The 19400-nt window shown below is 35.7% G+C and carries 26 protein-coding genes; 11 read left to right on the top strand and 15 right to left on the bottom strand.

Annotated elements, in window-relative coordinates:
- The first annotated feature begins 116 nt into the window (after positions 1-116).
- The 3 genes from DN392_RS04875 (at position 117) to DN392_RS04865 (ending at position 2151) form a co-directional block, all read left to right on the top strand.
- A complete protein-coding gene (locus tag DN392_RS04875; RefSeq protein WP_088321526.1) occupies positions 117-434 on the top strand; it encodes a PadR family transcriptional regulator in 318 nt (105 codons plus the stop codon).
- Positions 435-439: 5 nt separating this feature from the next.
- On the top strand, positions 440-1111 hold the full coding sequence (locus DN392_RS04870; protein ID WP_048565705.1) for a DUF1129 domain-containing protein: 672 nt from the start codon (positions 440-442) through the stop codon (positions 1109-1111).
- Positions 1112-1311: 200 nt separating this feature from the next.
- Positions 1312-2151, top strand: coding sequence for a hypothetical protein (locus tag DN392_RS04865; RefSeq protein WP_000111931.1), 840 nt, complete (start codon positions 1312-1314; stop codon positions 2149-2151).
- Positions 2152-2180: 29 nt separating this feature from the next.
- Here the strand turns inward: DN392_RS04865 and DN392_RS04860 are convergent, their stop codons facing one another.
- Positions 2181-3017: a lipoate--protein ligase family protein gene (locus tag DN392_RS04860; protein ID WP_000514072.1), complete on the bottom strand. Its 837-nt coding sequence runs from the start codon at positions 3015-3017 to the stop codon at positions 2181-2183.
- A gap of 170 nt (positions 3018-3187) precedes the next feature.
- Here DN392_RS04860 and DN392_RS04855 point away from each other — a divergent pair, with 170 nt between their 5' ends.
- Positions 3188-3571, top strand: coding sequence for a rhodanese-like domain-containing protein (locus DN392_RS04855; RefSeq protein ID WP_000108656.1), 384 nt, complete (start codon positions 3188-3190; stop codon positions 3569-3571).
- Between the two features lie 39 nt (positions 3572-3610).
- Here DN392_RS04855 and DN392_RS04850 read toward each other — a convergent pair whose 3' ends face one another.
- Complete coding sequence (locus tag DN392_RS04850) at positions 3611-4147, bottom strand: hypothetical protein (protein ID WP_033658811.1); 537 nt, start codon at positions 4145-4147, stop codon at positions 3611-3613.
- Between the two features lie 381 nt (positions 4148-4528).
- Between DN392_RS04850 and DN392_RS04845 the strand changes: the two genes are divergently transcribed.
- The 5 genes from DN392_RS04845 to DN392_RS04825 all read left to right on the top strand — a co-directional run bounded on the left by DN392_RS04845 (position 4529) and on the right by DN392_RS04825 (position 7179).
- Positions 4529-5506, top strand: a complete 978-nt coding sequence (locus tag DN392_RS04845; protein WP_001273975.1) for a LacI family DNA-binding transcriptional regulator — start codon at positions 4529-4531, stop codon at positions 5504-5506.
- Positions 5507-5604: 98 nt separating this feature from the next.
- On the top strand, positions 5605-6186 hold the full coding sequence (locus DN392_RS04840) for a TetR/AcrR family transcriptional regulator (RefSeq protein ID WP_002107720.1): 582 nt from the start codon (positions 5605-5607) through the stop codon (positions 6184-6186).
- Positions 6187-6257: 71 nt separating this feature from the next.
- Complete coding sequence (locus tag DN392_RS04835) at positions 6258-6590, top strand: DMT family transporter (protein ID WP_000312344.1); 333 nt, start codon at positions 6258-6260, stop codon at positions 6588-6590.
- A gap of 1 nt (position 6591) precedes the next feature.
- Positions 6592-6906: a DMT family transporter gene (locus DN392_RS04830; protein WP_000312377.1), complete on the top strand. Its 315-nt coding sequence runs from the start codon at positions 6592-6594 to the stop codon at positions 6904-6906.
- A 15-nt stretch (positions 6907-6921) separates the two neighbouring features.
- Positions 6922-7179: a DUF3975 family protein gene (locus tag DN392_RS04825; RefSeq protein WP_000265389.1), complete on the top strand. Its 258-nt coding sequence runs from the start codon at positions 6922-6924 to the stop codon at positions 7177-7179.
- Between the two features lie 17 nt (positions 7180-7196).
- Here DN392_RS04825 and DN392_RS04820 read toward each other — a convergent pair whose 3' ends face one another.
- From DN392_RS04820 to gcvT, 12 genes are all read right to left on the bottom strand, one after another.
- Positions 7197-7382 (bottom strand): hypothetical protein, encoded by a 186-nt coding sequence (locus DN392_RS04820; protein WP_001042442.1) that lies wholly within the window; start codon positions 7380-7382, stop codon positions 7197-7199.
- A 251-nt stretch (positions 7383-7633) separates the two neighbouring features.
- The gene (locus DN392_RS04815) at positions 7634-8227 is read right to left on the bottom strand and encodes an ABC-2 transporter permease (RefSeq protein WP_048565709.1); all 594 of its coding nucleotides are present in this window, start codon (positions 8225-8227) and stop codon (positions 7634-7636) included.
- Between the two features lie 14 nt (positions 8228-8241).
- Entirely contained in the window at positions 8242-8865 is a 624-nt protein-coding gene (locus tag DN392_RS04810) for an ABC-2 transporter permease (protein WP_000595378.1), read from the bottom strand.
- A gap of 32 nt (positions 8866-8897) precedes the next feature.
- Positions 8898-9530 (bottom strand): ABC-2 transporter permease, encoded by a 633-nt coding sequence (locus DN392_RS04805; protein WP_088321527.1) that lies wholly within the window; start codon positions 9528-9530, stop codon positions 8898-8900.
- Positions 9531-9544: 14 nt separating this feature from the next.
- A complete protein-coding gene (locus tag DN392_RS04800) occupies positions 9545-10213 on the bottom strand; it encodes an ABC-2 transporter permease (RefSeq protein WP_001249420.1) in 669 nt (222 codons plus the stop codon).
- Positions 10194-11066, bottom strand: coding sequence for an ABC transporter ATP-binding protein (locus DN392_RS04795; protein WP_000891319.1), 873 nt, complete (start codon positions 11064-11066; stop codon positions 10194-10196). The genes DN392_RS04800 and DN392_RS04795 overlap by 20 nt, the downstream gene beginning before the upstream one ends.
- Positions 11067-11069: 3 nt before the next feature.
- The gene (locus DN392_RS04790; protein WP_001021362.1) at positions 11070-11444 is read right to left on the bottom strand and encodes a GntR family transcriptional regulator; all 375 of its coding nucleotides are present in this window, start codon (positions 11442-11444) and stop codon (positions 11070-11072) included.
- 118 nt (positions 11445-11562) lie between these two features.
- Complete coding sequence (locus DN392_RS04785) at positions 11563-11754, bottom strand: hypothetical protein (protein ID WP_000535935.1); 192 nt, start codon at positions 11752-11754, stop codon at positions 11563-11565.
- 70 nt (positions 11755-11824) lie between these two features.
- On the bottom strand, positions 11825-12028 hold the full coding sequence (locus DN392_RS04780; RefSeq protein WP_000639158.1) for a DUF3929 family protein: 204 nt from the start codon (positions 12026-12028) through the stop codon (positions 11825-11827).
- 363 nt (positions 12029-12391) lie between these two features.
- Positions 12392-13867, bottom strand: coding sequence for an aminomethyl-transferring glycine dehydrogenase subunit 2 (gcvPB, locus tag DN392_RS04775; protein WP_000795688.1), 1476 nt, complete (start codon positions 13865-13867; stop codon positions 12392-12394).
- On the bottom strand, positions 13864-15207 hold the full coding sequence (gcvPA, locus tag DN392_RS04770; protein WP_000903246.1) for an aminomethyl-transferring glycine dehydrogenase subunit 1: 1344 nt from the start codon (positions 15205-15207) through the stop codon (positions 13864-13866). The genes gcvPB and gcvPA overlap by 4 nt, the downstream gene beginning before the upstream one ends.
- 20 nt (positions 15208-15227) lie before the next feature.
- Positions 15228-16328: a glycine cleavage system aminomethyltransferase GcvT gene (gcvT, locus tag DN392_RS04765; protein ID WP_000631766.1), complete on the bottom strand. Its 1101-nt coding sequence runs from the start codon at positions 16326-16328 to the stop codon at positions 15228-15230.
- Between the two features lie 392 nt (positions 16329-16720).
- On the opposite strand from gcvT, the gene DN392_RS04760 reads away from it, so the two are divergent.
- Both DN392_RS04760 and DN392_RS04755 read left to right on the top strand, forming a co-directional pair.
- On the top strand, positions 16721-18403 hold the full coding sequence (locus DN392_RS04760) for a DEAD/DEAH box helicase (protein WP_001100033.1): 1683 nt from the start codon (positions 16721-16723) through the stop codon (positions 18401-18403).
- Positions 18390-19184 (top strand): YqhG family protein, encoded by a 795-nt coding sequence (locus tag DN392_RS04755; RefSeq protein ID WP_001183975.1) that lies wholly within the window; start codon positions 18390-18392, stop codon positions 19182-19184. Before DN392_RS04760 ends, DN392_RS04755 begins: the two co-directional genes overlap by 14 nt.
- Before the next feature lie 37 nt (positions 19185-19221).
- Here the strand turns inward: DN392_RS04755 and DN392_RS30660 are convergent, their stop codons facing one another.
- Positions 19222-19353: a hypothetical protein gene (locus DN392_RS30660; protein WP_000064669.1), complete on the bottom strand. Its 132-nt coding sequence runs from the start codon at positions 19351-19353 to the stop codon at positions 19222-19224.
- Positions 19354-19400 lie beyond the last annotated feature (47 nt).

The raw sequence follows: 19400 nt of genomic DNA, 5'->3' as shown, positions 1-19400 counted from the left end.
TTAACACTCATTAAAGTTTTCCACTTCAGTAACTTGCGTTGCAAGTTACTGAATGTTATAATTTGGATAACAGCTACCTTGCAACGCAAGTTACCTGAGTGAAAGGTGGTGAAATCATGCACAGCCAAATGTTAAAAGGTTTGCTCGAAGGTTGCATCCTATACATCATTTCACAAGAAGAAGTGTACGGATATGAACTGAGTACAAAATTAAATAAACAAGGATTTACATTCGTAAGCGAAGGAAGCATATATCCGTTATTGTTACGTATGCAAAAAGAAAAATTGATTGAAGGAACATTAAAAGCCTCCTCACTCGGTCCAAAGCGAAAATATTATCACGTAACCGCTAAAGGATTAGAACAACTTGAAGAATTTAAACAAAGCTGGGGAATGGTTTCAACTACGGTGAACAATTTATTACAAGGGGAGTGATAGGGATGAATGCACAAGACATGATTGAATTGAATAATAAAAAACGTGAGCTTCTAACTTCCGAAAATGAAACCGCTTATGGCGATATGCTAGTATATCTTCGATTATCTAATGTACCCGAACATCAAGTAGAAGAACTTTTATTAGAAATATTAGACCACCTTATCGAAGCACAAGCAGAAAATAAAAATGCTTATGACATTTTTGGAAATGATTTACGCTCTTATTGCGATGAACTTATATCAGCTTTGCCTGTCCAAACAAAATTAGAAAAAACTTCTTTAATCGGTTTTGTTATTAGCTTACTTCTTGCTATACAGTTTGGAATGGATGCCCTTGCTTCTCTTTTCATTTTCCTGTTTGAAAAAGATACCGATATAATAAGCCCACCTTTTAGCATCCCTGGAACTACTTTGTCTGTTTCACTAATTGTACTAGGAGTACTACTTATTTTATATTTATTAAAGCGTTACTCCTTTGATCAAAAAATAAATTGGAAAAGACGAATTCTATTCGGGCTCGCTTTTGCTACTCCATTTTGTTCAGCTATATTCGTAAATATTTATTTTAGAAAACAACCTTACCTCATTTATCATCTAACCTTTTGGCAAAACGCCTTAATCGCTATCTTATTTTTTGTTTTATATAAATTACTATACAAAAAATCAAATTTTTAACAGCCTTTCAAAAGGCTGTTTTTCTTCTGTCTAATTTTACAAATTGAAAAATTTCATAAAGAAAATAAGAAAAATGCAAAATAATTAAAGTTAATTGTTGACGTGATGCTTTTATTATCGGTATCATAAATCTTCGTGAGCAATTATTTTTCGTTATACGATTTTTTTATTATTACTGAATTTTTGAGAGGAGAAATTAAATGTCAGTTAAGAAGAAAACGCAAGTACGCACCGGCAAAATGGTACGTGAACTAATGTTAGCAGACGAAGATGTAAATGCTTCGCTAATTATGGTATATAGTGAAAACGGTGTAAACGCAGAAATTAAAATCGAGGGCTTAACGCCGAAATGTAACGAAGAATTATTTTTGAGCGGAAACGTGGATTGGAACAAGAGTGTTATTTATAAAATTGTTGATTTCACTGGGAACGCTGAAGTTGGTAAAGTTACATTAACAGCGATGAACAAAAATAATGTTTCTCTAGAAGTTGAACGCGTTATGTGGAGCAAAGAAAATAAAGAAGCTGCTGAGCAAGAAGAAACTGTTGTAGAAGCTACTCCGAAAAAAGAAGTAGTTGTAGAAGCTCCAAAAGCAGTTACACCTGCTCCAAAACCTGTTACGCGAGTAGAAACACCTGCAGCATCTAAACCTACTCCGGTACCGACACCGAAGCCAGTAAGTGTAGAAGCAGCCGTGGAACTATCTACTCCAGCACCTGTGAAAAAAGCAGCACCAACTCCAGTTACAAAGCAAGAGACAGCACCGGTCGCTCCTGCAAAACCGAAGCAACCTGCTTTGACTGAAACAAATACAAAACTACAAGAAAATTATGTTAAACTTGTGAAAAAGACAATTGAAGTTTGTCAAGATTACGAGCTTGGCATCGACATAGATGATTCTATTGAAAGCTTAAAAAAAGAACTACAAAGCCAAGGTATTAGCGTTACATTTGACAAAGAAATTATGGACGTTGTAAATCGCCTTCGTTCTTTACAAGATAAAGGAATCAAAGTAGAAAAAGTACTTAATTTACTATAAAAAAAATAAGAGGTGGCAATTGCCACCTCTTATTTTTTATAATTCCATTCCTTACTTTCATACTTCTCTTTTGCTAATGTTTGGACTTCATGTAACTGTTCTTCTGTTAATTCATACGGAACAAGCTCTACATCTAATCCTTTTTCAAACCCAACCTCAAACGCTTTAATTAACTGCTCGATTGTAAACGTGCGGTCTGTTAATTCATTAATGGCTACCGCTTTAGAAGAGAACATACTCTTCATACGCTCTTTTACACGTTCACTCGGGAATAAAAACAGATCGTATAATTCATCTAAATCTATTTCTAACGGAATCGAGCCGTGCTGTAAAATCACACCTTTTTGACGTGTTTGAGCACTACCTGCGATTTTTCTTCCTTCTACTACAATTTCATACCAAGATGGTGCATCAAAGCATACGCCTGAACGTGGATTTTTTAAATTTTCACGGTCTGCTTCTGTTTTTGGAACTGCATAATACGCTTCTAATCCTAATGCCTTAAAACCGTCTAATAAACCTTGCGAAATAATACGATACGCTTCTGTAACTGTTTTTGGCATATTTGGATGATCTTCAGACACAATAACACTGTACGTTAATTCTTTATCATGTAGTACACCCCTGCCGCCTGTTTGACGACGAACGAATCCATATTTCTTTTCGTTAACTACATCCATGTTAATATCTTTTTCAACACGCTGGAAATACCCAACTGTTAATGTTGGTACTTCCCATTCATAAAAACGAATGGTTGGTGGCATTTTCTTTTCACTTTGCCAATTTAATAAACATTCATCTAACGCCATATTAAATGCCGGTGAACATTGACCAGAGTTAATATAACACCATTTTTCTTTTCCCATCCTGCACCTCATATAACCAATTATTTTTCACATTCTCTAGTCTACCAAATTCGACAAAATTTGTGAAAGAATACGAAATTTCTTCTTATATGCAAATGAATCTGTTGCATAAATACATACGGGCATTATAATATTGAAAGTAGGATAAGAAAAAAGGGAGCGATAGAACCGTGTCAACAACTTGGATTATTTTATTAGCCGTAATCGTAGCGTTCATCGGCTACACTGTATGGATGTATTTCTATCAGAGAAAATTAATTAAAACACTTTCAGAAGAAGAGTTTCGCGCTGGCTACCGTAAAGCACAGCTTATCGATATTCGCGAAGCAGACGAATATACTGCAGGACATATTTTAGGCGCACGTAACATTCCATTATCACAAATTCGCCTTCGTCATAAAGAACTTCGCAAAGATCAACCAGTTTACTTATACTGCCAAAGCGGATTTCGTACTGGTCGTGCAGCTCAATACTTAAAAAAACAAGGCTACAAAGATTTCTACCAGTTACAAGGTGGATTTAAAACGTGGACTGGAAAAATTAAAAAGAAATAATAACATACAAAAACTAGCTGAATCATTCAGCTAGTTTTTTCATTCCATATTATTCGCAATGTATAATAAATTTTGCTTAATCACATCTTTATCATTCTCTTGCACATTACGATACAGCAGCTGATATTCAAGTCCTTTCTCTTTCCAAATAAGCGTAGCGAATTCATCTCCTCGCCCAGAGTCATCTTTATTTTTAATATAAGCGAATGCTCCACTATTCAATTTCATTTGTTCTTGAAATCGTTTCTCTTCCACGAGATCCGGAAAACTATAAGGAAAGTTCGCAACATTTAACTCAATATACTCATTTCTACCTGGCTCCCGCTGTTTATATTTAATTATTAAAACAGCGTTCTTTTTCCCAATCGTTCTGACTTCCCCCTTCACATCACTCGTAATGTCATACGGTAAAAACGCCGGAACTTTAAATTTCACTGGAAAATATTTCGGAAGCTCCTTTAGCGGAATAGGATCCGTAACACGATCCATCGCTCCCCCTGTTGTTCCCACAAAGTTTTTTTCTTCTTGCATCGTTTGCTGAAACGAACATGAACTTAGCACTAGACTAGAAAACACGAAACAAATGATTCTTTTTTTCAATTTGTTTCCGCCCTTTCTTCATACCGCTCTCTTTATGAATAAAGCGTTAATGCCCGATTGGTGGGGCTAATAACCCGCGGGAGATGCCCGACTGATTAAAGTTTCACTTTGTATGCTATTCATATTCGCTTCATTAACAAACTCCCCCTTTGAAAACTTTCCACGTTATTCTCACACATTTTGACAAAAACTCTTTTATAGACGCAAAAAAGACCCCCATCATTCTCACGCTCAACTAAAAAGGTTACGCGAATAACAGAAGTCATGTTTATAACATAGATTGTGAAAAGCTTTTCAGGTCAAGATTTTTTCATTCTTATTATTTTCCCCTTATAATAAGGGAGAGAGGTGATACATATGGCCAATATAAAACAAATTGCAAAAACCGCTGGTGTATCCATATCAACTGTTTCCCGCGTCCTTAATAATCACCCTTACGTAAAAGAAGAAAAACGTAAGCGTGTTCTAGATGCTGTTGAAGAATTGAACTATGCAAAAAATATAAATGCTATTCATTTAATAAAGGGAAAAACATATACAATCGGGGTTATGCTCCCTTTCATTAATCTTCCATACTTCAGTACAATTATTGAAGGAATCGGAAACGAAGCGTTAACAGCTGGATATCACATTAATTTATGTCAAACAAATTACGATAGCCTCGAAGAGATTCGTGTTCTTGAAATGATGAAAATGAAACAATTCGACGGAATGATTATTTGCTCTCGAACGAGTTCTTGGGAACAAATTGAACCTTTCGCGAAATTTGCCCCTATTATTTCATGTGAAAAGATAAAGCATCCCCTCATTTCATCCGTCTACGTAGATCACTATGAAGGCTTCCGTCTCGGCACTGCCTATTTACTCAGTAAAGGCCATGAAAAAATCGGAATCTGTTTAGCAAGAAAAACGAGTGCAAATTCTATGGAGCGCGAAAAAGCATTTGCTGATACGCTGCATAACGAAGGTAAAACGGTACATCCAGATTGGATTTTTCATCAATGCTATACGATGCAGGATGGTGCAAAAATACTTCATCGCATTTTAAACATGAAAAATCGCCCAACCGCTATTTTTACAGCGAACGATCAAGTTGCAGCTGGTTTATTAACAGAGGCGCGAAAACATGGCATTCGAGTCCCTGAAGAACTTGCTATCCTTGGATTTGATAATCATGAAATTTCAAAGGCGTTAGAAATTTCCACAATTGAACACCCCGGTCTCGCAATGGGCTCACATGCTTTTTCTTTATTCCATAAACAAATCCAAAGCGAGCAAATTGCCGGGAAGGCAGAAGAGCTTTCATTCCATTTAATTGAGCGAGATACTGTCTAAAAAAAGAGCGTTACCTGTAGCGCTCTTTTTCAGCTCTTCACCTATTGACTTTATATTTTCCATCTCATATAATGAACCTAACGAACGGTAGGTAGGGGATGAAAATGACAGCAAACCGCATTAAAGCTGTAGCACTTTCTCATTTCGCACGCTACGGCTATGAAGGAACTTCATTGGCAAATATTGCTCAAGAAGTTGGGATTAAAAAACCATCGATTTACGCACACTTTAAAGGAAAAGAAGAGCTATATTTTATATGTTTAGAATCTGCTCTTCAAAAAGATTTACAAAGCTTCACAGACGATATCGAAAAATTTTCAAATTCGTCTACTGAAGAATTGCTCTTACAGTTACTAAAGGGCTACGCAAAACGATTTGGTGAAAGTGAAGAATCAATGTTTTGGTTACGAACTTCTTATTTTCCGCCTGATGCATTCCGCGTACAAATTATCGAAAAAGCGAATGCACACATTGAAAACGTCGGAAAACTTTTATTCCCTATATTTAAACAGGCAAACGAGCAAAGTGAACTGCATAACATTGAAGTAAAAGACGCTCTAGAAGCTTTTCTATGCTTACTGGACGGACTTATGGTGGAACTACTATTCGCAGGTTTAAATCGCTTTGAGACTCGTTTAAACGCCTCTTGGCAAGTATTTTGGCGAGGTCTTTCAAACTGACGGATTGCTCCTTTGCAATGCGTCGTTTTTAAGCCCTTTACCTAACGACTGGTAGGAAGGAGAAATGACATATGGCATGGATTTATGTAATCATAGCTGGTATTATTGAAATCTTTTGGGTTATTGGACTTAAAAAAGCGGAGGCACCACTTGAATGGGCTGGTGTTGCGTTATTAATTACAATTAGTTTCGTCTTATTATTTAGAGCTTATAAAGATTTACCTGTCGGCACTGTATACGCAGTCTTTACAGGAATTGGAGCTGGTGGGATCGTTCTTACAGAGATTTTCGTCTTCGGAGAACCTTTCTCTATTGTAAAAGTTTTATTAATCGGTTTAATCTTCTTCGGAGTAATTGGGCTAAAACGAGTAACAGAAGAAAAAGAAGCGAAGGAGGCCGCATAAAATGGCTTGGTTATTTTTAATTCTAGCTGGTATTTGTGAAATTATTGGTGTACTCTTTATGAAAGTAGCCACTGAAAAGAAAGGCTGGGCACCAAAAGTTATTTTAATCGCTAACTTCGGCGTAAGCTTCTTCTTCTTATCTCTCGCGATGGACACGTTACCGATGGGAACTGCTTACGCGATTTGGACTGGAATCGGAACTGCCGGAAGTGCACTTCTAGGTATTCTTATTTTCCGTGAATCAGCGGATTGGCGTCGTCTTGCCTTCTTAAGCTGCATTCTATGCGGCGCTGTTGGCTTAAAACTATTAAGCTAACGTGAGGTGAATGTCATGTGGAAAGAAAAAGGAAAACAAATGTTAGCATGGATTACACTCGGGATCGTCATTCTATTGCAAATCAGTTTTCATATAATAGAATGGTTGTTTCATAAAGTAGTATCCATTTTTACCTTCCTTCCTAGCATGGCACTTGAAATTGCATCTATTGCTTGGTCTATTATTGCCTCCATTGCAATCGTCATTATATGGAGTATCGCCAAACTATGGAATAAATTATTTAAAAAGGACAGTACTTCTGAAAAAGAGTAACTGTCCTTTTTTTACGTCTATTTAGATTTTCTATAAAAATTTGATGCGATAAGACAAAACAGGCCAATTATAGCAACGCTCATACCAATCCCTTTATGCAAACTAGGAAATAGCGGTGGTATATCTGAATAAACATTTGCTAATATGAGACCGATTGAAACGAAAAATACCCCTATTCTATATAACCATTTTCTTTTGTTCATCATTCTCCCCTCCTAAAATTTTTCATACACTCCTTTCTTTTGGACATACTACCTAAAAAAGGAGTGGATAATATGCAAAATTCTATACATAAGCAGATCCTATTTTTATTTTTTCTCTTTCTGATTCTCGTTATCGTTTTCAGCTTTATATTACATACTCCAAAAGATGTTGTACCGAGTAGCCTCTCTGTTTATAAACTCTTACTTTCATATTGTCGTTATTGAAGAAGGTGCCTTTTATAGGGCACCTTTTAAAATTCTCTCTTCTCATACAATTTCACTGAAACGAAGACAGATGCTATGAATATGCATATTGAACTAACGAATAACACGCTGTTGTATAGTTGAATTTGTTCCATGCTGATTTCAAAGAACATAGTACCAATTGCTGTCGGTGCTATTAGTATGAAAAACGTAATAAAAGAAGCTTTTTTATAGCCAAACCAAAACAATATCGGTAAAACAATGCTAAAATATATAAAAACAAAGCCAGAAATCGTAATTACTGTTGTCGTTATAAATTCAAAAGTTCCATCTTCAAATCGATTGATTACTACAGGACTAGACACTACCATACTTATAATAAAAATAATAAGTGCCATTATGTATTTAGCTAACACAATTTGCTTTCTCGCTATCGGTAAACTATTTAATATTACTTCACTATTATATTTTTTATCGTCATTAAATGTTTTTAAAATTGCTATAACTGGAATTATAGCTGACATAATTACGTAAAAGCTTTTAATATCTGTTAATGTCATATACAAAAAAAGAGGGTATATTAAGCACCATATTAAATGCTTCCATTGCATAATAAAATCTTTTATTATGAGTTGCCTCACGATTACTCCTCCCCTCATAAATCACGTTCATTATACAAGCTAACTGAAAGCAACATGGACATAATATACAAAAGAATAAGTCCTGCTATAAAACAAACATTTACAACTAGACTCGTGCTCCAAACATTTTCTACATCTAACCAGACGTTACTTACAATCAGTCCACTTAAATACCCCAACGCAAGTCCGGCGAACGGAGCAATTTGTTTTGCACTGCTATATCCTACTGAGAATTCAATCGGAAGTACAATTATGCTACAAACAAACCCACCTGTTATACCTCCGAGAATTTCTCCCCACAGCATAAATCCAGTCATATGCCCATCTTGTAGCTGTATTAAACCAACCACTAGTGAAAAACATCCACCTAGAGCAACTAAAATACTTACAAATATGTATTTTCCTATGACAATATCTTTACGGTCAAACGGTAAACTATTTACTATCAGTTCACTTTTATTTTTCCCCTCATAACTCATTGACAGTATCATGCCAAGAGCAGGTACAAACATGCTAAACGTCATCAAAAAACTATCACTACGAAAATCAACAATGAGCAGGAACAAGAAACATATAAGATAAACAAACCCTAACTTTCTTTGCATCATCATATCTTTTAAAACTAATTGCTTGATCATGTATTACACCTCCTAATATGAAAATGCCCCTTCTATAACTCTGCCTCCTGAAACATTTTCATTGAGAGCAACATTGATATGACTATACTTACTAACACTCCGATACCAAGAACACTCATTGATAATGTAGCATCTTCAGAGTGAAGTACTTTTAACATGATTATTTCATCACCAAAAATATTGCACATAAAGCCAATCATACCCATTAAAGGAAAAATCATAATCACATTCAAGACAGTAATAGCTTTATATCCTCCAATGTAATTAGTAGGTATCGTTACTACACAATAAATCAAAGTTGCTACTATTCCTGAAAACACTGCATATCCAGGCATAACTATATCCCCGTCCAACAAAATATTTTTTAATATTATGACTATAAAAGTTACACTCAAACCAACCATAATAAATACTGTGCTTGAAATATACTTAGCTATAACTATCTCTTGTCTCGTTATAGGCAAACTCACTAATACTTTTTCTGCTTTACTTTTCTCCTCATGATAAAAAGAAATATAAATAATTGTACTACATGTTATAAATAATCCTATTGCAACCCCCATTGGTTGAACGGAATCCTTAAAAATAGATAACATAGGTATTAAAAAATAGAAAGGAAATATCTTCTTCTGTAAGAAAAACTCCTTCAAAATCAACTGTTGCATCTGAATTCTCCTCTCTATAAATCACGCGTTTCATAAATTTTAATTGTAAGAAACATAGAAGCAATGTAAATACTAACTAATGTAATAATTCCAACTATAAACATACCAACATGCATAGGATTCATAATCCACTCAATGAACGAAGGTGCTGTTTTATTCAGTCCATCACTAATAAATATCCAAAGTATCCCACCCACTCCTATTGAGGCTGCTGATATTATACTTCTTACTATCTTCGATTTTGTACCATAATAACTAGGGTAAAAGGTGACAACTAAAAACACGGCGTAAATAAGCCCATTTACTACTCCATACCATGGAATTTCAATGTATAAATTAGGATGATATGCACCTATATCACCAATAACAGCGATACCTCTTATAAGAAAAGCAACCAACATCGTAGAGAACATGCCACCTACAATAAATATTGCACAGGAAATATATCTAGCAATTATGATATCCTTTCTGCTTAACGGTAAACTATTCATAATAATGTCACTTGTATTTCGTTCATCTATTGCGACTAATATCATAACTGCGGAAAGAGTTATAAATAAACAACTCATAGGAAACAGCATTCCATCACCGTTTTCAAATAAAAAGAATATAAAGGGTATAATAAGATACACTGGCCATATCCCCCGAAAAAAGAACAAATCTTTATAGATGAGCTGACGCATAGGCACCTCTCCCTTTTGCGGTGTAAACGATAATATCATCTAATGTAGGCTTTTCTAGTACAACCTCATTTCCAAACCAATCGATAATTGCTTGTTTATCCTTTGCTAAACCTTCGAAACCAAATTTATTTTTTCGTAATCCAACAAATAATTCTTTTCCTTCTCGGTCTAATAAGTCATTACTTCCTTTTACGATTACGTAGTTCTCCATTAGTTCATCTTTCTCACCAGTAAATATAATTTCTCCATCATTGATGAACGTAATATAATCTGCGATGCGCTCTAAATCTGTTGTAATGTGCGTTGAGAATAATACAGATACTTCATCTTCCATTACAATTTCTTGCAACATATCAAGTAATTCACTTCGAACAACTGGATCTAATCCTGCTGTCGGTTCGTCCATAATGATAAACTCCGCGTGGTGCGAAAGTGCGATAGCAATCGCAAATTTCATTTTCATCCCTTTTGATAGTTCTTTAATTTTTTTATACTTCGGAACTTGCAATCTATGCATATACGATTGATACTGCTCTTCGTCCCACTTTTTATATAGCGGTGCAATAATACGTTTCATTTGTTCACACGTTAAATCTTCGTAGTAATGATTTTCATCATATACAAAACCGATATTTTGTTTTATTTCCTTCTCGACTTTTTTATTGTCCTTACCAAAAATTTTTATATCACCGCTATCTTTTCTAATTAAATTCATAATCATTTTAATCGTCGTACTTTTCCCTGCTCCATTCGGTCCGACAAATCCCATAATATATCCGCGTGGTAACGTAAAACTTATATTTTTCACTGCAAAATCTTGATAACTTTTACAAACGTTTTTTAGCTCTAACATCTCTTATTCCCCCTCATATAAACACGCAATCATCTGCTGTAAATCTTCAAGTGAAAGCTGCAACGCTTTACTTTCATTTACAACCTCTTCCGCTTTACTTTCCAATAGACGTAGCCGCTGTTCTTTTAGTAGTTCATTATTTTTACGTGAAACATAAGTCCCCTTCCCAGCAACAGTTTCTATATATCCTTCTTTTTCAAGCTCCTCGTACGCACGCTTCGTTGTAATTACACTAACTTGTAATTCCTTAGCTAAGCTACGAATAGACGGTAATTGGTCTCCACCCTTTAAACCACCATTTAAAATAAGCTGGCTTAATTGTTTTCTTATTTGCACATAAATAGGGTCTTGGGAAGAATTCGAAATAATAATATTCATGTTTTCCTCCAGTGTGTGTATATACTGTATATACCTTATATATACAGTATATACACACTATCCTATTTTTGGCAAGAAAAAAAGACCAACATTTTCCTGTTGGTCTTTCGTATATGTATCACTTTTCAAAGCGATCTAACATCTCATCTCTCATTCCAAAACTCACTACCGCAATTCCTACATACATAAACAGAAGGAAAGCCGGATGAACTGTGTTGTACCAAGTGCTATCAACAATTAAATAAATCGTTAATGCTACAACAAGAACAAACGCTAAGATAAACATATAAAAGTGTCTTGTACTACCCATAATAAACTCCTCTCTTCTCTCGTCACCATTCAACAGTATATTGTATCGAATAATTCGATATGACTCAAGGTTAACTTTCTGTTATGTAATCAAGTTCCACCTTTACAATGTCCTCACATGCTATTGAAATGATGGTTCCTTTCTTATCAATTGCCGTCACTTCTCTATTATCCATTACACGATGTGCTACTCTTTCTAATACTTTTCCTTGATCTCGATAACAAAATTCTTTTACATCTTTAATCGTTTTTCCGTTTTCTAAATGGTATATCATTCTATAACACCGATATCCCACATTTTCACCCCCAACTTGCTCGTTTTTTCACATATACATAAAAATGAGTCATTCCTATCTCATTGCATCTTCTTAATTTCAATAAAATTCTAACAAAAATAAATACTTTTATCAAACTGACTTTTTCAACAAAATCACCTATGAAACTACTTCTTTACACCATTATGAAACAAAAAATATAAAATTTTAACATTTTCTTCACTAGTTCTGCATAAAGTGAAACTTTAATCAGCGGGGGATTTTTGTTCATCCCCATTGATTATCAGCCCACAAATCGCGGGACAAATTCTCCATACAAAAAAAAGAACCCGCATATAGCGAGTTCTTCCTTTGTTACTCTAATTAAACTTGTACAGGAGCTAGCTTTTCATAACGTAAAACTGGTTTACGAGCGGCCAATGTTTCATCCAAACGTTTAATTACCGTTGTATGTGGCGCTTCTTGTACAACTTCTGGATTTTCTTCTACTTCTTTAGCAATTTGAATCATCTTATCAATGAAACCATCTAATGTTTCTTTTGATTCTGTTTCTGTCGGCTCAATCATAATACATTCTTCCACATTTAATGGGAAGTAAATTGTCGGTGGATGGTAACCGAAATCAAGCAGGCGTTTTGCGATATCTAATGTACGTACGCCAAGTTTCTTTTGGCGACGACCTGATAATACAAACTCATGCTTACAATGTCTATCGAACGGAAGATCATAGAATGGTGCTAATCTTCTCATCATATAGTTCGCATTTAATACCGCATACTCCGTTACTGCACGTAGTCCATCTGGACCCATAGAACGAATGTATGTGTATGCACGAACGTTAATTCCGAAGTTACCATAGAATGGTTTTACGCGTCCAATTGCTTCTGGACGATCATAGTTAAAGTGATAGCCATTTTCCGTTTTCTCTAAAATTGGTTTTGGTAAGTACGGAATTAAATCAGCTTTCACACCTACTGGACCCGAACCTGGGCCACCGCCGCCGTGAGGACCTGTAAATGTTTTATGAAGGTTTAAATGCACAACGTCAAATCCCATATCTCCTGGGCGCGCTTGGCTTAATACCGCATTTAAGTTTGCACCATCATAGTATAATTTACCGCCTGCGTTATGGACGATTTCTGCCATTTCTAAAATATTTTCTTCGAATAGACCTAATGTATTAGGATTTGTTAACATAAGTGCTGCTGTTTCTTCGTTTACAACACGTTTTAAATCTTCTAAGTCAACAAGACCATGTTCATTTGATTTTACTGTAATTGTTTCAAAACCAGCTACAGTTGCAGATGCTGGATTCGTTCCGTGAGCAGAGTCAGGAACAATTACTTTCGTACGGTTAAAGTCACCATTTGCTTCATGGTATGCACGAATTAACATTAAGCCTGTCCATTCTCCGTGTGCACCCGCTGCTGGTTGCAATGTAACAGTATCCATACCTGTAATCTCAATTAAGTGCTCTTGTAAGTCGTACATTAATTCCATTGCACCTTGTACTGTCTTTTCATCTTGTAATGGATGAATATTTGCAAATCCTGCGAAACGAGCTACATTCTCATTAATTTTCGGATTATATTTCATCGTACAAGATCCAAGTGGATAGAATCCAGAATCTACACCGTGGTTACGGTTTGAAAGTGCTGTATAGTGGCGCATAATGTCAAGTTCAGATACTTCTGGTAGCTCTGCATCTTCTCCTCGAATATAATCGCTCTCAAACACATCTTCTAGTTTCACTTCTTCTACATCTAATTTTGGTAGGCTATATCCTATGCGTCCTTCTTTACTCACTTCAAAGATAAGTGCTTGGTCTTGATTCTTCATTGGATAGCCCCCATTTCGTTTACAAGTGTGTCAATTTCCTCTTTTGTACGAAGCTCAGTTACTGCTACAAGCATATGGTTCTCATGCTCTTTATAATCACGGCCTAGGTCGTAACCGCCGATAATATTCTTTTGTAATAATGCATCGTTTACTTCCTTCACTGGACGCTTGCAATCTACAACAAACTCATTGAAGAATGGTCCAGCAAATGTTACAGTGAAGCCTTTCGCTTCAAATTGACGTTTTGCATATTGTGCTTTAGAAATGTTTTGACGTGCCATTTCTTTCACACCTTGTTTACCAAGTGCCGTCATTGCAACTGATGCTGCTAATGCATTTAACGCTTGGTTTGAACAAATGTTAGACGTCGCTTTATCACGGCGAATATGCTGTTCACGTGCTTGTAACGTTAATACAAATCCACGTTTACCATCTGAATCTACAGTTTGTCCAACAAGACGTCCTGGAATTTTACGCATAAATGCTTTCGTTGTTGCAAAGTAACCACAGTGTGGTCCACCAAACTGCGTTGGAATACCAAATGGTTGTGCATCACCGATTACAACATCAGCACCAAATTTTCCTGGTGGTGTTAATGCGCCTAATGATAATGGATTTGAAGAAACGATAAATAATGATTTTTGTTGATGAACGATTTTTTCAATATCAGCTAATTTTTCAACTTGTCCGAAGAAGTTTGGATATTGAACGATTACACAAGCAACTGTATCATCTACTTCACTTTGTAATACGTCTAAATCTGTTACACCATCTTTATGATTAATTTCAACAACTTCAAGATGTTGACCTTTTGCATACGTTTCAAGTACTGCTCTTGATTCTGGATGAACTGCACTAGATACAAGAATTTTCTTTTTGCGAGTATGGCCAGCTGCTAGCATTGCCGCTTCAGCTAAAGCTGTACCTCCGTCGTACATAGAAGAGTTTGCTACATCCATTCCTGTTAATTCACAAATCATTGTTTGGAATTCAAAGATCGCTTGTAATTCCCCTTGTGAAATTTCTGGTTGGTATGGCGTGTAAGCTGTATAAAATTCTGAACGAGAGATAACGTGATCTACAATTACTGGAGCGTAATGATCGTATACACCTGCTCCTAAGAAAGAAGCGTATTCTTTTAAGTTAGCATTTTTACTAGCCATTTGAGTTAACTCTTTTAAAAGCTCTGGCTCTGATTTTGCTTCTTTAATTTTTAAATCCCCTTTAAAACGAACACTCTCTGGAATATCAGAGAATAACTCATCGATCGTTTGAACGCCGATCGTTTGTAACATTTCTTTTTTGTCTTCTTCTGTCATTGGAAGATAACGATGCAACATGAAATCTACCCCTCTCCCCGTTACTTTGAACGTTTATAAAATGGTGTTGGAACAACTACTGCTTTGACGCGTTTATTACGAATTTCAATTTCTACTTCTGTATCAACTGCTGCGTATTTTACATCAATTAGTGCTAAACCAATGCTTTTCTTTAACGTTGGAGATTGTGTACCACTCGTTACTTCCCCGATTTTTTCTTCTCCAATAAATACAGGGTAATGTGTACGAGGAATTCCACGTTCGATTACTTCGATGCCGACTAATTTACGAGGCGCACCGTTTTCTTTTTGCTCTTTTAACGTTTCTTTTCCAAAGAAGTCTGCTTCTTTATTTGGTTTTACCGCAAAGCCGATGCCAGCTTCAATCGGTGTAATATCTTTTGATAATTCTTGACCATAAAGTGGTAATGTTGCTTCGAATCGAAGTGTATCGCGAGCACCTAAACCACATGCTTTTAAGCCTTCTTCTGCTCCAACTTCAAGAAGTTTCTCCCAAAGTTTTGCAGCATCTTCACTCTTACAGTAAATTTCAAATCCATCTTCACCTGTGTAACCTGTACGAGATACAAGTGCTGGAATTCCATCTACAAGAATATCGTTTTTAAATTTAAAGAACTTAATTTCTTTCAAATCTTCTGACACAACTTTTTGTAAAATGCCTTCTGCTTTTGGACCTTGAATTGCAAGCTGTGCAACTTCACTAGAAACATTGACTACTGTCGCATCGCCAATTACATGGCTAGCTAACCATTCGTAATCTTTCTCGATATTTGATGCATTGATTACTAATAAATAGTCTTCTTCACCACGTTTGTAGATTAATAAATCATCTACTGTACCACCATTTTCGTAGCACATAGCTGTATATTGTGCGCCTCCTACCTTTAAGGTAGAAACGTCATTTGTAACAACACGTTGTAAAAATGCTAAACTATCTACACCTTTTACCTCAACTTCTCCCATATGAGACACATCGAACAAACCTGCAGCCGTACGTACAGCTTCATGTTCTTCTTTAATGCTTGAAAATTGAACTGGTAATTCCCAACCACCGAAGTCGATTGTTTTTCCACCATACTTCGCGTATACATCAAATAACGGTGTACGTTGTAATGTAATCATGCTCTCTCCCCCTTATGCTTTGACAAATCAATAAAAGTTGCTCGCCATATCTAAACATTTTCACTCTGAAAAGATAGGATATACGGAATCTCATTATATTTTTTTATGAAAGCGTAAATAAAAAATCACTTTCTTGGATAAAATACGAAAGATTCCACACATTTCACACCATTATCCTAACATTATTCGCTATATTTCATCAATATTCTAGCATAAAAAATAATTTAGAATTTTTCATTCTTAATCTTATTAAATACAATTTTCAAAATTTAGCCCTTTATCTTTTCCTATTCTTTAACTTTCAGCAAGTGTAATAGAGCCTTATTACAAGGCTTATATAATAAAGATTTTTTTAATAATTACTTTAGTTTATAAAAGGTGGGAGAGTCATAATGAATGTCGATATTTCCGTAGATCGGACGTGGCAAAACAATTTTTTAAATAGAATTGACGAAGATGGCCCTTGGACAAACTGGGATTTATACCATTTAGCTTATGAAACAGAAAAATCGTTACTTGTTCCTACTTTCGATGGACTACAAGCACCGAAACATTTATCTCATTTCACACCGCTTCCTCATCAATTAGAAGTGGCTCAAAATGTCATTGAACAAATGAATGGCAAAGCGATTCTAGCAGATGAAGTAGGACTTGGGAAAACGATTGAAGCTGGACTTATTTTAAAAGAATATATGGTCCGTGGCCTTGTGAAAAAAGTACTTATACTCGTCCCGGCCTCTCTCGTATCACAATGGGCATACGAACTAAATACAAAGTTTTTCATTCCAGCTGTAGCCCAAAAGAAAAGCTATTCATGGGAACAAGCCGATGTGATTGTATCATCCATTGATACTGCAAAACGTTCACCGCATCGTGATATCGTTTTGAACTTAGAATATGACCTTATTATTATCGATGAAGCACATAAACTTAAAAATAATAAAACAAAAAACTATGAATTTGCACAACGATTAAAAAAGAAATTTTGTTTATTATTAACTGCTACTCCTGTTCAAAATAAGATTGATGAAATTTTCAACCTCGTTTCTTTATTAAAACCAGGACATTTAGGCAATCAATCCAACTTTGAAGAATATTACGCTTCAAAAAATCGTTCTGCCGAATCTGATGAAGATTTAAAAGCTCTTATTAACAAAGTAATGGTCCGAAATCGGCGTCATAATACCGGAATTGATTGGCCAAAGAGACATGTACGTACAATTTTTGTTGAGTTTAATGAAGAAGAGCAAGCTTTATATAATGATATTGAAAATTGGAGAGGACAAGATGCCTTCACATCCGCTTTCTCATCGTTAACTTTAAAACGGGAAGCGTGCAGTAGTCGTGAGGCTGTTTACTATTCATTAAAAAAACATGTAGAAAAACGACAGAAGGAAAATGAACATTACATAAAAGACCCGCATATTGATGTGCTAATGGACAAAATTAATCATATTCCTTTTAACTCAAAAGCGAATAAAGCTCTAGAGCTTATAAAAGAAATTGACGATAAAGTCATCATCTTCACAGAATATAGAGCGTCACAAATGTACTTACAATGGTTTTTACAACAACACGGTATTTCTTCCGTACCATTCCGCGGTGGGTTTAAACGCGGGAAGAAAGATTGGATGAAGGAACTTTTCCAAAACCGTGCGCAAGTGTTAATTGCAACTGAAGCTGGTGGTGAAGGGATTAACTTACAGTTTTGTAGCCATATGATCAATTACGACTTACCATGGAACCCAATGCGCCTTGAACAAAGAATCGGACGTATTCACCGTCTTGGTCAAAAGAATGATGTTCATATTTATAACTTAGCTACAAAACACACTGTTGAAGAACATATTTTGAAACTGTTATATGAAAAAATCAATTTATTCGAGCGTGTTATCGGTGAACTCGATGAAATTTTAACGAGAATTAATATGAAAAACATCGACGCGCACATTCAAGAAATATTTGCGCAATCAAAAAGCGAAGGAGAAATCCGAATTAAGATGGAAAACTTAACATCTATTATCGACTTCGCGAAACGAAATGAAGCTGAGGTGCAAGGCTATGCAGCAACATGAAATTCATAATTACTTATATAATTTTTTCGAGGCGAATAACTGCGAAATTTTAGAGCGTTCTCCTCAATTATTAGACGTGCAGTTAACAATTGAGATGGATAAATTATTAATGAACCGCCCTTTTTATTGGCACTATCTTGAGAAAACAGGAGGCGTACCGAATCCGATGCGCCTTACCCTTATTACAAATCCAGAAAATGAAGAAAACGATGGCGAGCTTATTCACTACGGTTCACCACGTCTTCATCAAATTTTTCAAACGACAAAAGAATTAGGGTCTTACATACGTTTATATGAGGAAGTACGGCATAGCGGGGCGACACATACACCGCTCCATCCGTGGCTCGGTGTAAATATTAAAGTTTCCTATCAATGTGATCGAAAAAAAGATATCCTCCACTCCATTGGAATTCATCTTATTTCTGGCACAATGATTGCAAACTTTCATGAAACATTAGCTAAAATTAAACTCACACCGAAAATACCTGACTTTTGTTTTACGCTCTCGCCTATCATTAAACCGCAAAGCGGTTTACAACGTATAGAGGATGCTTTAAAAAGCATTATTGCAGAAGATGACCATACGTGGGCGAAAGAAGCAAGGGTGCGCTGGAATCACGATTTGGACCTTTTAAATCGTTTTTATGAAGAAAGTGATGAACTTCCTGAAAGCTATGAAATTGAAAAACAAGCACTGCAAGAACAGTATGAACCCCGCATTACAGTGCAAATTATTAACGGTGGACTTTTTTATGTTACCGCGAATCATTTTCTATCTTAAAAAGCTCCTTCTGTTTTAGAAGGAGCTTTACTTTGCGTTATCCTCTATCGCCATTACGCTCTTGTTGTTTTTGCTTTGCCATACGTTTTTGATACGCACGATCCTTTGCACTCACATGATTTGCATCAGTTGGAAGATTTTCTTTTGAACGGCCAATTCCATTGCTCATCTGTTTCACTCCTTTTATATCTTTCAAAATACACCCTTATTTTCAGC

Origin of the sequence: Bacillus sp. BB51/4 (assembly GCF_008368845.1) — a bacterium.
In the GTDB taxonomy this organism is placed as follows: Bacteria; Bacillota; Bacilli; order Bacillales; family Bacillaceae_G; genus Bacillus_A; species Bacillus_A wiedmannii.
Note: the sequence above shows the minus strand (reverse complement) of the source record. Positions and strands in the feature narration are given on the sequence as shown.